At 38.5% G+C, this 12,888-nt stretch carries 13 protein-coding genes; 12 read left to right on the forward strand and 1 reads right to left on the reverse strand.

Annotated features, from left to right (window positions below):
- The first annotated feature begins 252 nt into the window (after positions 1-252).
- On the forward strand, positions 253-1,482 hold the full coding sequence (locus KME09_22290; protein ID MBW4536665.1) for a sensor histidine kinase: 1,230 nt from the start codon (positions 253-255) through the stop codon (positions 1,480-1,482).
- A 113-nt stretch (positions 1,483-1,595) separates the two neighbouring features.
- Here the strand turns inward: KME09_22290 and KME09_22295 are convergent, their stop codons facing one another.
- Entirely contained in the window at positions 1,596-2,123 is a 528-nt protein-coding gene (locus KME09_22295) for a hypothetical protein (protein MBW4536666.1), read from the reverse strand.
- Between the two features lie 715 nt (positions 2,124-2,838).
- Here KME09_22295 and KME09_22300 point away from each other — a divergent pair.
- From KME09_22300 to KME09_22350, 11 genes are all read left to right on the forward strand, one after another.
- Positions 2,839-3,192 carry a beta/gamma crystallin family protein gene (locus KME09_22300; GenBank protein ID MBW4536667.1) on the forward strand — a complete coding sequence of 118 codons (354 nt, stop codon included), beginning with the start codon at positions 2,839-2,841 and terminating at the stop codon, positions 3,190-3,192.
- A gap of 406 nt (positions 3,193-3,598) precedes the next feature.
- A complete protein-coding gene (locus KME09_22305; protein MBW4536668.1) occupies positions 3,599-3,946 on the forward strand; it encodes a beta/gamma crystallin family protein in 348 nt (115 codons plus the stop codon).
- A 325-nt stretch (positions 3,947-4,271) separates the two neighbouring features.
- The gene (locus KME09_22310) at positions 4,272-4,832 is read left to right on the forward strand and encodes a DUF3455 domain-containing protein (protein ID MBW4536669.1); all 561 of its coding nucleotides are present in this window, start codon (positions 4,272-4,274) and stop codon (positions 4,830-4,832) included.
- A 363-nt stretch (positions 4,833-5,195) separates the two neighbouring features.
- A complete protein-coding gene (locus KME09_22315; protein ID MBW4536670.1) occupies positions 5,196-5,594 on the forward strand; it encodes a hypothetical protein in 399 nt (132 codons plus the stop codon).
- 205 nt (positions 5,595-5,799) lie between these two features.
- A complete protein-coding gene (locus KME09_22320) occupies positions 5,800-5,985 on the forward strand; it encodes a hypothetical protein (protein MBW4536671.1) in 186 nt (61 codons plus the stop codon).
- An 89-nt stretch (positions 5,986-6,074) separates the two neighbouring features.
- Positions 6,075-6,455 (forward strand): hypothetical protein, encoded by a 381-nt coding sequence (locus tag KME09_22325; protein MBW4536672.1) that lies wholly within the window; start codon positions 6,075-6,077, stop codon positions 6,453-6,455.
- Positions 6,456-6,692: 237 nt separating this feature from the next.
- Positions 6,693-8,921 (forward strand): peptidase domain-containing ABC transporter, encoded by a 2,229-nt coding sequence (locus KME09_22330; protein ID MBW4536673.1) that lies wholly within the window; start codon positions 6,693-6,695, stop codon positions 8,919-8,921.
- A gap of 89 nt (positions 8,922-9,010) precedes the next feature.
- The gene (locus tag KME09_22335) at positions 9,011-10,384 is read left to right on the forward strand and encodes an HlyD family secretion protein (protein ID MBW4536674.1); all 1,374 of its coding nucleotides are present in this window, start codon (positions 9,011-9,013) and stop codon (positions 10,382-10,384) included.
- Between the two features lie 50 nt (positions 10,385-10,434).
- Positions 10,435-10,872 carry a cupin domain-containing protein gene (locus tag KME09_22340; GenBank protein MBW4536675.1) on the forward strand — a complete coding sequence of 146 codons (438 nt, stop codon included), beginning with the start codon at positions 10,435-10,437 and terminating at the stop codon, positions 10,870-10,872.
- Between the two features lie 98 nt (positions 10,873-10,970).
- Complete coding sequence (locus tag KME09_22345) at positions 10,971-11,576, forward strand: DUF4129 domain-containing protein (protein ID MBW4536676.1); 606 nt, start codon at positions 10,971-10,973, stop codon at positions 11,574-11,576.
- A 21-nt stretch (positions 11,577-11,597) separates the two neighbouring features.
- Entirely contained in the window at positions 11,598-12,710 is a 1,113-nt protein-coding gene (locus KME09_22350) for a DUF4350 domain-containing protein (protein ID MBW4536677.1), read from the forward strand.
- Positions 12,711-12,888: the final 178 nt, after the last annotated feature.

Raw genomic sequence — 12,888 nt, forward strand, 5'->3', positions numbered from 1 at the left:
ATATTATTTGATATTTCTTAATCTTAGAGAATTGAAATAATTTAAACATCTAAAAAACGTCCCGAATTGACCTCGAACAAAAGTGATAATCGCATCTCCTACTTTCGTTGATATATTAGGTATATATTCCTAATACTTTAGTCTGCTAACTAAATCATCGATCGCCACCAAAGTGATAAATTTGCTTTCAATAGTGGCAAACAAATTACATTTCGCAGTTAAATATAAGAACATTGCCCCAATGTGATTTTTATGATTTCTTCTTTTAAATTCTTACCCAATCCATTTCGCTTTCTACTCATTACCGAATGGGTAATGCTTGCCAGTTGTGGCTCTTTGGCATTAGTAGAAGCTTGGCGGGGTCATACAATCCCCATAGAACACATTTCGATCTTATTTCTCTTAGGTGTAATGGGTTTGGTTTTACCTAGTGGCAACCAAATTATCAAAATTATCTACACGGCATTTGAAATTGGCTTAATTTTTTACGGGACAAGACTGGGTTATCTGCATATCTTGCCGACATTATATTTAATTGTCGTGATGCGCAGTTGTTTCCTGTTTGAACTTGTAGGACGTTGGATCGTTACGGGGATAGTGTTTATGTTATTTTTAAGCGATCAATACAGATATATTATAAAAACCGTACCAGAAAATCCAGAACAACAAATTAATTTTGGGATGCACATCGTCGCCGAAACCCTAGTGTTTGGCTTAGGGGTCTTTTTTGTATTACAGTTGACTAATAGAATACTATCCGAACGCCAGATGAGGCAAAAATTGGCTCAAGCGAACGAACAGTTACAAGAATATAGTCAAAAAATTGAAGAACTAGCAACGGTACAGGAACGCAATCGTATTGCTCGTGATATTCACGATTCTTTAGGTCATGCTCTTACCAGCTTAAATATTCAGATGCAAACTGCCGTCAAACTATGGGAAAAAGAACCCGCACAGGCTCATTCTTTCCTCACTCAGGCTCAATCATTGGGAAAAAGGGCAATGCAGGAGGTACGTAAATCTATTAGCACTTTGAGGGAAGACGACCAAGAAGAACAACCTTTAGAAGTCAGGATTGAAAGCTTGGTAGATGATTTGCGTAAAGGGACTGGATTATCAATTAGTACAAATATCTGTCGCTGCGATCGCGTTTCGACACCAGTAGCTGAAACAATTTACCGTATTGTCCAAGAAGCTTTAACTAATATTTTTAAGTATGCTGAAGCCACGGAGGTAACAATTGAACTTAAAAGTACTTCTGAAGAATTGAGTTTAAGCGTAAAAGATAATGGCAAAGGTTTCGATCCTCAGCAAAAACGTTCTGGATTTGGATTACGGGGAATGCAAGAGCGCATCAGCTCAGTTAATGGTCAGTTTAAGCTAATTACCTCAGCAAGAAAAGGAAGTCGAACTGGATGTCGAATTGAAGTCAAAATTCCTCATGTTAATGTGTCCCAAAATATTTTGCAAAAAGCCCAATAAATAGCGAGCGCTATACTGTTTTAGCCTTTATATTTTGCACCAGTTTATCTAGATCGCGATCGCACGCTCAGAATCCAAAAGTGTAATTTGAGTTCGGATAAAATAACGCACACTTAATCTGTTTTCTCTCCCTGCCAACTGTAAGCATTTGATTCAGGGAGAATGCTAGGAATCGCCATCGTAGTTAGCATAACCATATTTGCGATCCAAAACAGCAAAACTAGCCACAATAAACTAAGCCAAGGCTGGGAATAGGTTATTAACTGTAACCCCGACCATAATTGCCAAATCCGAAACCCAGTGTAAAGTGTTCCAATAATGACAACCACGCTTTTACAAAGTGTACGGCTAAAACCTCTCTCACTTACTAACTGAATAGCAACAACTAATAAATACCAGCCAAAAAACTGTTGTAGAATTGGCTCATTCCAAAAGATAACCAGTAGAAATACTGGAATAACTACCCCCAAGATCAAAGCGGCATTGACCCAGACTTTCATAAACTGCCATTGAGTATCACTGAAAGCCATTACTGATTTAAATGGTAATTTTCCTTGTTTTACTAACCAACCATAACTCACACTCAAGAGAGTAGCGATCGCACAGAAGCAAAAGATAGTAAACCAATTATTAGGATTCATTTTTTTTAATTATATAATTATCAGGTTTTATACTATTTTTACTTCTATATAACTAGATAACGAACGCAATATAAAGCTCTGTAGAATCTACAGATCCTAAAGCTTAATAAAGCCAGTAAAAAGACTCAGGAAAAATAAGGATATAGGAAGTGTTACTAGTAGGGTTGTAGTAATTGTTTTTACAGATGGAGTCATGTTTTCAGAAGGATTTCTTAACTCAGAAAAAGGGCGTGAAGTCTTATTCATCTTTACTTAGTAGTTAATGTATGGTGTACTTTTTTATCTTTCACCATTTCTTATGATTTAACGTCTCTCTAGAGAAGGATTATGATTTGCCTTGCGATCGGCTAAAGGTTGAAGTTAAGCTCAACGAGGTTTTGAGAGATTTAAACTCTGATCCTGTGCTTCAACCGTCCTTACTGCTGTGATAGCGCGATTGTATAGCTAGCACCAAACTATGTGGCACAAGCCGTTTCTAACATATCAAAACTGCAATAACTATAACTTTATGTAGGTAATATTTACTTAGCCATCAACGAAAGTGATAAAACCTTTCTTACTTTCGTTGATATCCATATCAAGACTTTTTAGAGATGTTTTATTTTTCGCTAATTTATAAGATAAAAAAAGTTTGAAAAGGAAAAGCTCATTAATTAGTTTAATGACTTTACTGAGTAAATAACTAAAGTAAATTCAAATTTTTAGGAGTAAAACAATGACTAAGATCGATAACCAATCTAAATCTCTCTATAACATTGTAGTTGTAGAAGATATTGACCATGAATCTGCTGCTGCTATTTCTGGTGGAGCGTTAAAAGCTACAGATGTGACTTTATACTCCGAATCAGACTCATACGGAGCTCAATTTTCCAGTAATAAAAAAATAGAAGACTTAACTGAGTTTGGTTTTAATGATGCTACTGGATCTATTACTATCCGTAATGATAAAGCATGGAGATTCTATGAAGATGTAAATTTTGGAGGCAAATATATTGACGTAGGGCCAGGTCAAAGTGTTAATGCTGGTGATTTTGGCATGAAAATATCCTCTTTCAAAGCCCTACCATAGTCCGAAGTTGTAAAAGGATCAGCTTAAAACTTTGGTAACAGCTTTAATCACTGCGATTACCGATTTCAATGTTCTCACTTGTAGTAAAATATTCAACCAAGACTCTTCTTTACAAGGGTCTTTTTTTTAACTATATTCGCTGCAATTAATTTATTTAGAAAACTTTAATTTCTACTATGACTTTAGTAATAGAAAAATTGCTGAGTTGAATAACTAAAGTTGTAGAGAGTTTATTTATTTAGTTGAGTTGCATTCGAGACGTTTGTTAGATGTTTTATTTGGCTCTAAATTTTATTATAAAGACAGTTAAAAACAAAGCAAAAGTTGATTAGCCGATTATTAATTATCTCATTAACTTTCGCCTGGTAAATAACTAAAGTAAACCCAAATTATTAGGATAAAAACAATGACTAAGATTAACAATCAGTCCAATCGTCTAGATAACATTAACTTCGTGCAAGATCTTGACAATGAATCTGCTGCCGCCGTTTCTGGGGGGAAAGCAGTACCAGATGTAATCCTCTATTCTAAGAAAAATCGACGAGGAAAATCCTTGCAAGTCAACGATGGAATAGCAGATTTGAGCAAGGACAACTTCGACGATAGCAGTTCATCTGTTGTAGTCAACAGTGGGACTTGGAGGTTGTACACAGAGCCGAATTTTAAGGGCCAATCTATTGATGTTGAATCAGATACTGCTCGCGATCTTCCTGGGAGATTTAACAACTCAATCTCTTCCTTAAAATCTATTTAAGAGATTCAGTCAGTACATTATTACCAAATCACTACTTTTCGGTTAGTCGATCAAGTTATAGTGTTAGCCTCTTACATCCCTTGCCCCCGTGACACATAATACTGGGGGTAGCTGGGAGACTTTGAAGAATCCAGCTTCCCCAAGCTAGAGGGCTTAACCGAGAAGTATTAGGTGGAATTCAAGTTTACACCGATGCCAATTTCCATGGCAAGGTAAGAACTGCTAAAGGTGTTCCTGACTGAAGAGTAAGCGATTTATGAAAGCTCAAAACTGGTAGGAGATCGCGCGCCAGCTTTAGACAAACAAAATAGATCAGAGGATTTTTATGCTCAAACTTTCATCATGGCTAAATATTAGTCTCATTTTCTCCTTGAGTGGTTTAGGGCTATGTGGCATTGCTCGCGCCAACTCTAATAACGATTCTCCAATACCCAAAAAGTTGCAAGTGCCAACTGAACAACAAGTCCTAATGAAGGCCGTAGGTCGAGGAGCACAAATTTATGTTTGCGAGCGGCTGGCAGACAACCAATCACAGTTTAAGTGGACATTAAAGGCTCCTGATGCCAAGCTATTCGATGCCCAGGGCAAAGTTTTAGGAAAGCATTACGATGGCCCGACTTGGGAAGCAAACGATGGCAGTAAAATCACCGCAAGTATAGAAGCTAAAGAAAGCGCCCCAAACGGCTCAATTCCTTGGTATCTTCTCAAGGTAGAATCTTCTCAAGGTGATGGCATGTTGGCAAACGTAAAATGGATTCAGCGTCTGCATACGACTAGTGGCAACCCCCCTACGCAAGATTGCGATCGCGATCGCCAAAATACAGAGATTTCTGTAAATTACACTGCTGATTATTACTTTTACAGTTCCACTGCTGAAGAAAATTAAGCATAATTAAGATTTTTAATTTAATCATCAAAAATTAACATTAACTTATTGGAACATTAGTGCCAAATTAGACTTTTGCCCTTTCTCGGCAAGAGTTTTTTGCATATTTGGTATTTTTATAATTAGCAATTATAACTTTAGTCATAAATAGTTTACTTAGCTGAATAACTAAAGTATTAGAGAGTTTATTTAGTTCGTTTATAAAGGTTAAAGACTTTCGTGAGATGTTTTATTTAGCTCTGAATTTTATTATAAAGACAGTTAAAAACCAAAGTAAAAGTTAATTAACTAACTACTAATTATTTTATTAACTCTTGCTTGGTAGATAACTAAAGTAAACCCAAATTATTAGGAAAAAAAACAATGACTAAGATCAACAATCAATCCAATCGTCTAGATAACATTAAGTTCGTGCAAGATATTGCCCCCGAAAGTGCTGCTAATTATAGTGGTGGAGCAAAGTTTTTCTTTGGTAAAGCTACTAATTCTACAGCTATAGTTTTACACAAGGATTTAGACGGAAAAGGACAGGCAATGGGTATAAATGCGCGTGTGGGTGAGCTAATTAACATTGGTGTGTTCCCAGATGGTTCAGAAACTAGTTTTAACGATTCTGTCTCATCAATCACAACTAGAAAAGGTACATGGCAATTTTTTACTGACGCTGATGGAGAAGGTAATACAGGTGTTGTAGCAGCAGGAGGTATCGCTAATCTTGGTGAAAATAATGATGCAATTACAGGCATTAAGCGCATAAGGTAGAAATAAGAGATTTAGTTAGAGGAAAATAGCTGTTTCTTAAAGGAAGAAGAAAAAAAAGTTAATCTTAGTTCTTTGTTCTTTCTTTTTGAGCAAATTTTGACTTAAAAATAAGGCGATCGCCTTTTAGAAAATCGCGATCGCGCTAGTTTTTACTCATAAATCAAATTAACTTTTTACTTTTATTTAAAAAAATTGGAGGTGCAAAATGGCAATTGAGCGTGTTGGTTATTTAGGCTATAAGCTTTACTGTTTAGGATGGCACAATGCTGTCCACAAGAATCTTAATTTAATCGAACATTTATTATGTAATGCTTTACTTTATTACCGTCGAGGCTTTAAAGAAGGTTGTGCATATATTAAAGCAAATAATCTTGAAGTAATGCTACATTAAAACGCTAATTCAACTGAACTCAATAAAATAGCTATTGCTATGTTAATTAAAGATTGACACACCTTTATTCTTGATAAATTTATTAACCCATGAACCATCCTGACCAATCTGCTTTAAAAGCTCGAAATAGATTACTCGCTATGCTTGTATTGCTCTGCATTTTAGATATTACCTTAGTGACTATTGCGCGGGATTTGTGGGCTATTGGGCGGATCTTACCAACGATTGTGGTGATGTACTTTGTTATGCAGGGACAAAAATGGGCAAAATGGGTGCTGATGAGTATTTGCAGTTTGCTGGTGGTTATTTTAATCACAATGGTTCTAGCACTAGGTTCAAAACTCTCCACTGTTCTGATTGTGGGAAGTTTAATCATGGCTATTCTTAGCGCCATTATTGCGGTCTATCTGGTAAGTAGCAAAGATTTAAATCGTTATTTTGTCTTAAAAAGGCAAGCTTCTGTGCAATAGCCTTAATCTCGAAAATTTATCTCAACCAAAGTGGCCTCTAATTCAGCAACTCCCGATCATTATTGACTTTTATAACTTTAGTCATAGAGAAATAAACCTAGTTCAGCTACTAAAGTTACAAAGGACTTACCCATAAAGTGTAGGTACGATTCGAGACGTTTTTCAGACGTTTTTTTTTGGGTTAATTTCTACGATACAGATAACTCAAAAAACCAGATTTTAAATTCCTACTGAAAAATGAAATACCCAATTGTATTACAACACAGTGAAGAAGATTGCGGGGCTGCTTGTCTGGCTACCGTTGCTAAACATTACGGACGCACCTTTGCCATTAGTCGAGTACGTGAAGCAGTTGGTACGGGTGCTAGAGGGACTACTTTATTAGGTTTAAATCGAGGTGCAGAGACTTTCGGCTTTAATGTGCGTCAAGTTAAAGCAACTACAGAGATTATCGATCGCATCTCAGAAATTCCTCTACCAGCTATTATTCACTGGAAAGGCTACCATTGGATCGTTTTATACGGTAAAAAAGGGAAAAAATACGTTGTTGCTGACCCTGGCGTGGGTATTCGTTATCTAACTCGTCGTGAGTTGACTGTCGGTTGGGGCAACGGAGTCATGTTGTTACTTTCTCCCGATGATAGTCGTTTCTATGAACAGGAAGAAGATGATAAAGGAAGTTTTGGCGGTTTTGGACGCTATCTCAAACGAGTATTACCCTACCGTTGGATTTTATTTCAGGCGATCGCCATTAATTTTGCGGTAGGATTGCTGTCTCTAGCTTCACCGATCATGATGCAATTGCTGACAGATGATGTTTTAGTCAGAGGCGATACCCAATTACTCGCTACAGTGGCGATCGCCGTGATTGTAATGAACGTATTTAGAACTGTGGTTGGTTTAGTGCAGTCGCACCTAATTGGTCATTTTGGACAGAAGTTGCAATTGGGACTAATTTATGAGTACGGACGCAAATTACTCCATTTACCCCTGTCTTATTTTGAAGGTAGACGCAGTGGCGAAGTAGTTAGTCGGATTTCTGATGTCGGGGCAATTAATGATCTGGTGTCGCAAATCGTGCTTGGTTTACCCAGTCAATTCTTTATTGCGGTGGTTTCTCTAGCCATGATGTTGTTTTATAGTTGGCAACTCAGCGTCGCTTCAATTGTGGCTTTTATTATTGTTACTCTGGTCAACTTAGTCTTTCTACCTGCCCTGCGTCAAAAGACTCGCAGTCAAATTGTTTTAGGTACAGAAAATCAAGGCTTTTTAGTGGAAACCTTTCGCGGGGTACAGGTACTCAAAACCACTCAAGCTACACCCCAAGCTTGGCAAGAATATCAAGGTAATTATGGTCGCTTGGCTAATCTGGGCTGGAGTACCATGAAACTGGGTCTTTACAGTGGTAGCATCACCAGCGTCTTGTCTAGCTTCACCTCCGTCAGCTTGTTGTGGTTGGGCAGCTATCTCGTAATTAAAGGGGATTTAAGTATTGGTCAATTGCTGGCATATAACGGCATGAGTGGTAATTTTCTGGGATTTTTAGGCAGTGCCATCGGACTAGCTGACGAATTTATTACCGCACAAGTAGTCATTCAACGCCTGACAGAAGTAATTGAAGCTACTCCCGAAGATGAAAATGACTTTAAAAAACCTTGGGCAGAACTTCCTGGGAACACCGATATTGTCTGTCAGAACTTAAATTTTCATCATGCTGGCAGAGTCGATTTATTAAAAGATTTTTCCTTAACTATTCCTAGTGGTAAAGTTGTCGCTTTAATTGGTCAATCTGGTTGTGGTAAAAGTACCCTCGCGAAATTGATTGCAGGTTTATATTCAGTACAATCTGGTAATCTCCGCTACGGTATTTATAATCAACAAGACTTGTCTTTAGAATGTCTGCGTCAACAGGTAGTACTTTTACCCCAAGAAGCCCACTTTTGGAGTCGTTCAATTATTGATAACTTTCGTTTCAGTTATCCCGATGTCACCTTTGAACAAATAGTCAAAGCTTGCCAAATCGCTGGTGCTGATGAATTTATTAGCGAATTACCCGATAAATATCAAACAGTACTAGGAGAATTCGGCGCCAACCTTTCTGGTGGTCAAAAACAACGACTGGCGATCGCTAGATCCATAGTTACCGATCCACCAGTCCTAATTTTAGATGAATCTACTGGCGCACTCGATCCAGTCAGTGAAGCACGAGTATTAAAACAATTATTTGCTCATCGACAAGGCAAAACCACTATTCTAATTAGTCATCGCCCCAGAGTAATCGTCCGTGCTGATTGGGTGGTGATGCTAGAGAAAGGAGAACTAAAAGTTCAAGGTACTCCCGAACAATTACGCTCTATGGGGGGCGATCATTTAGATTTCCTCGACGACTATATCCCTACAGACAAACCCCTGGTGGCATTATCCAGCAATAGTCATCTAAACGGACATTCTCTCTCTCTCCACTAACTTTCTACAACTAATTTATTACCCATTACTCGTTACTCGTTACTCGTTACTCGTTACTCATTACCCACTACCCACTACCTATTCCCGCCATGCTTACTAATCCTCCCAACCTCCCCTCTGTTCGAGAAGACGAATTTCTACCTCCAATTAGTGGTTGGACTACCTTTGGTGGACTGTTTATCGTCGCTATCGTTGCCTTAGCATTTCCCATTGCTTCTGTGGCTAAATACAAAGAAACTGTCAAAGTACAAGCCCTAATTCGTCCTGAAGGTGAATTACGTCTAGTTCAAGCTGCTACAGAAGGTCAAGTGATGAGTATTGCCGTCAAAGGTAATCAAATTGTTCAACGAGGAGATGTCATTGCAACCATCAACGACTCTCGTTTGCAAACTCAAAAAAGCCAATTACAAGACAGCATTCAACAATCACGATTACAGCAGGTACAAATTAACGCCCAAACTAATGCTCTTAATAGCCAAATTTTAGCCGAAACTGACCGTATCAAGGGAAATGTGGCGGGCGCGATCGCCGAACACCAGCGCATTCAACGGGAATATCAGGATAAACAAATTACGACCAAAACGGCAGTTCAAGAAACCGAATCAAGCCTCAAAGCAGCAGAAGCAGCTTTAAATGCAGCGCAAGCTAAATTAAATCGTTATCGCAGTGCAGCCAAACAAGGAGCAATTTCTCACGATCAATTAGAGGAAGTAAAATTAGCCTTTCAGCAACAACAACAAGCAGTGGAAGCAGCCAAAGCTAAATTAGCAGGGGCGCAAACTGCCATAAATCCTAGTAATGCGGAAATTGCGATCGCCACTTCTCGCATTACCGAAGCTGAAGCTACAGGGAAAACTAGTCTGGCTACTTTAGCGAAAGAAAAAGAAGCTCTGATTCAACAGCAAATTGAAATCAATAAGCAGTTAGACAAAGACACCCGCGATTTGCAACAAGTCAATACCGATCTTCAGCAAACTATCATCACTGCTACCACCGACGGTATTGTTTCTAAGCTTAATCTGCGTAATCCTGGTCAAACGGTACGTCCAGGGGAAGAAATTGCCCAAATCGCTCCTAGTAATAGCAAACTAACGATCAAAGCTTCAGTTCCTGCCAAAGAAATAGGTAAACTAAAAAAAGGTCAAACAGCCCAAATGCGAGTATCCGCTTGTCCTTATTCCGATTACGGTACTCTTAAAGGAACAGTTACAGCGATCGCTCCTGATGCAGCTTTTCCTCAACCTGATAATTCTCATACCTCTTCTACCGCTAATACTCCTAGTCAACAAACGGGTGCAGCTTTTTATGAGGTGGCAATTGAGCCTAATAATCGTTCTTTAGGCAAGGGGAATAATCAATGTGCGATTCAATTGGGTATGGAAGGGCAAACCGATATTGTTACCAGAGAAGAAACCGTCATGAAATTTTTGCTGAGAAAAGCTAGATTAACTACCAATTTGTAAATTCTTTCATTATCAATAAAAACTTAAGTTGCTATAAGTGTAATAGTAAAATGAACGAACATTGTGTAATTCCTGTAATTAAAACCCCCAAGGATTATCAAGCTTATCGAATTAGTCCTCAAGATAGTAATCGTCTGGCGCTCATTTTCGACCCTAGTAATGCACATAATTCATTAACTGTGTGCGTAGAGATTTTTGATGTCGGTGGTGCGACTCCTCCTAACCGTCATAATTTTGCTGTAGAAATGTTTTTTATTCTCAAGGGTGAAGGCATGGCAATATGCGATGGTAAAGAAATACCTCTGCACAGTGGCGATAGTGTATTAATTCCCAAAACAGGGACTCACTTGATTAAAAATACGGGTTCAGAACGTTTGTATGCTTTGTGTATCATGGTTCCTGATGAGAATTTTTCGGCGTTGATTCGTAACGGAATAAGTGCAACGTTAGACGAACAGGATTTAAACATATTAACTCGTATTGATTAGACTCTTTCAGTAGGAATAAATCAGTATTGCTGTCTACCCAATCAAGAAATATCAATGTTTAATGATGGATGGTAAATACTTTCAACTCAGATTAAATTATGTCCGCAGGGTCATTCAAACAAGATGGTTTAAACTGGCGCATCAATTTAATTAAGCAAAGGTTTGGTGAATGGATGGAATATCAAACCTCTCAGTTAAATCCTGATTGGGACTTCGCCTCTTTTCAAAAGACGCTGCTATGGCAAATTATCAAATTTTGCCTGTGGTCAACGATCGCCATCTTGCTGGTTTGGATCGCGTGGCAACTGTGGTTACTTTTACGTCTCTACTGGAAACGTTGGCAAAGAACAAGCGATCGCCATGCTAATTTCACCTCTCCTACCCAAACAACTCAACTATCAGCAGCCGATTGGGTAGAGCGATCGCAATCTGCCAGAGTAGACGGTAACTATCATCTGGCAATTATTTGTCTCTATCAGGCAATGTTAAAGCTGTTGGATGAACGAGGGATAATTCCGACTCAGCTAAGTCTCACGGATCAAGAATATCGGCGATCGCTCTTGAAAATTGCCGTTACTTCTTTAAACTCCTACGAACTATTATTATCAATTCACCAAAGACTGTGTTTCAGTCAAGCTGAGGCAGATCGAGCCTTATTTGAAGAGTGCCAGCAAGCTTATCAACAGATCGAAGTTAAACATTAATATTTTACAACTTGCTCAATAATGCCAAATTTTCGTCAACGCAAATGGTTATGGATGGGAATTGCGATCGCGGTAATAATTATTTTAACTCTGGTTGCTGCACCTAATAGTGGTCGGAATGATAGTGGTTCAACTTATGGCAAAAGTCCTGATGGTTATGGCGCTTGGTATGAATACATGTCCAAAAAAGAAATTCCGCTTAAGCGTTGGCGTAAACCTTTTGCGCAGTTCATTGAAGCTGATGTACAAGATGCCACCTATCTTAAGATTCTGAGTCAAAGTGATTATTTACTGAGTTTAGAAGGCATATCTTCAACTGAATCAAACTGGATCGGCCAAGGAAATACTCTAGTCATCATCGGCAAGTCTGAACCAGCTACGGCTGCACCCTTCAACAGTTCAATTCCCTATCGCCAACAGACTCTATCTAACGATCAAATCAAAATAGCCACTACTCGTCGTTTTCGAGGGGGACAACAAAGTATTCTCCAGGATCGTTACGGTGCAATAGTCTGGCAAGAACAAATTGGCAAGGGAAAAATCATTTACTGTACGACTCCCTATTTAGCTGCTAACGCCTATCAAGACAATCTCGACAACTATCAATTTCTGGCAGACTTAGTAAGCGATCGTCAAAGCATTTGGGTAGATGAATACATTCATGGTTACAAAGACAAAGAAAGCATTGCTAAAGAACAACAAGCCGATCTTCTCAGTTACTTAGCTAAAACCCCTTGGTTCTTCTTTTTGATTCAAACAATCCTCATTGCCATAGTTGCTGCCTTTGCTGCCTTTCGTCGCTTTGGTCTACCAATTAAGCCCAGAACGGCGATCGCCGATAATAGTACCGCCTATATTGATGCTTTAGCAGGAGTCTTAGAGAAAGCCAATAGTACAGATTTTGTCGTAGAAGCGATCGCCAAAGATGAACAGCGCAAGCTGCAACAAGCTTTAGGGTTGGGTAAATCTTTGGTTGACGAGCAAACCTTAATTACAGCCTATAAACAGCAGCGAGGAGACACAGTTGTAGATTTAAGTCAATTATTACGGGTTAGTAATGCGGGAAAGAAAATTAGTGATGCTCAATTAATTACCTGGATTCAAAAGTGGCAGAAATTAAATCAAAGTAGTTAAGCGATCGTTTTTTGTCTCGCGCAAAGACGTTTATCCCGCTTAGTTTGGGGCAAAGACGCAAAGGTACAAAGAAGTTTTTTTAGTGAAGGCAATTATAAGTAAGTTTATTGAATTATGGGAATAATAGATATTAAGTTAATTCATATTTATCAGTATTCAATTGAATTTACAAAATATC

The sequence above is a fragment of the Pleurocapsa minor HA4230-MV1 genome (genome assembly GCA_019359095.1).
Lineage (GTDB): Bacteria > Cyanobacteriota > Cyanobacteriia > Cyanobacteriales > Xenococcaceae > Waterburya > Waterburya minor.

What these genes read in the sequence shown, in the direction of transcription:
- KME09_22295 (MBW4536666.1), bottom strand. Translation starts at nt 2,123, where the DNA reads ATGAATCCTAATAATTGGTTTACTATCTTTTGCTTCTGTGCGATCGCT.
- KME09_22325 (MBW4536672.1), top strand. Translation starts at nt 6,075, where the DNA reads ATGAACCATCCTGACCAATCTGCTTTAAAAGCTCGAAATAGATTACTC.
- KME09_22315 (MBW4536670.1), top strand. Translation starts at nt 5,196, where the DNA reads ATGACTAAGATCAACAATCAATCCAATCGTCTAGATAACATTAAGTTC.
- KME09_22345 (MBW4536676.1), top strand. Translation starts at nt 10,971, where the DNA reads ATGTCCGCAGGGTCATTCAAACAAGATGGTTTAAACTGGCGCATCAAT.
- KME09_22300 (MBW4536667.1), top strand. Translation starts at nt 2,839, where the DNA reads ATGACTAAGATCGATAACCAATCTAAATCTCTCTATAACATTGTAGTT.
- KME09_22305 (MBW4536668.1), top strand. Translation starts at nt 3,599, where the DNA reads ATGACTAAGATTAACAATCAGTCCAATCGTCTAGATAACATTAACTTC.
- KME09_22310 (MBW4536669.1), top strand. Translation starts at nt 4,272, where the DNA reads ATGCTCAAACTTTCATCATGGCTAAATATTAGTCTCATTTTCTCCTTG.
- KME09_22330 (MBW4536673.1), top strand. Translation starts at nt 6,693, where the DNA reads ATGAAATACCCAATTGTATTACAACACAGTGAAGAAGATTGCGGGGCT.
- KME09_22340 (MBW4536675.1), top strand. Translation starts at nt 10,435, where the DNA reads ATGAACGAACATTGTGTAATTCCTGTAATTAAAACCCCCAAGGATTAT.
- KME09_22320 (MBW4536671.1), top strand. Translation starts at nt 5,800, where the DNA reads ATGGCAATTGAGCGTGTTGGTTATTTAGGCTATAAGCTTTACTGTTTA.
- KME09_22350 (MBW4536677.1), top strand. Translation starts at nt 11,598, where the DNA reads ATGCCAAATTTTCGTCAACGCAAATGGTTATGGATGGGAATTGCGATC.
- KME09_22335 (MBW4536674.1), top strand. Translation starts at nt 9,011, where the DNA reads ATGCTTACTAATCCTCCCAACCTCCCCTCTGTTCGAGAAGACGAATTT.
- KME09_22290 (MBW4536665.1), top strand. Translation starts at nt 253, where the DNA reads ATGATTTCTTCTTTTAAATTCTTACCCAATCCATTTCGCTTTCTACTC.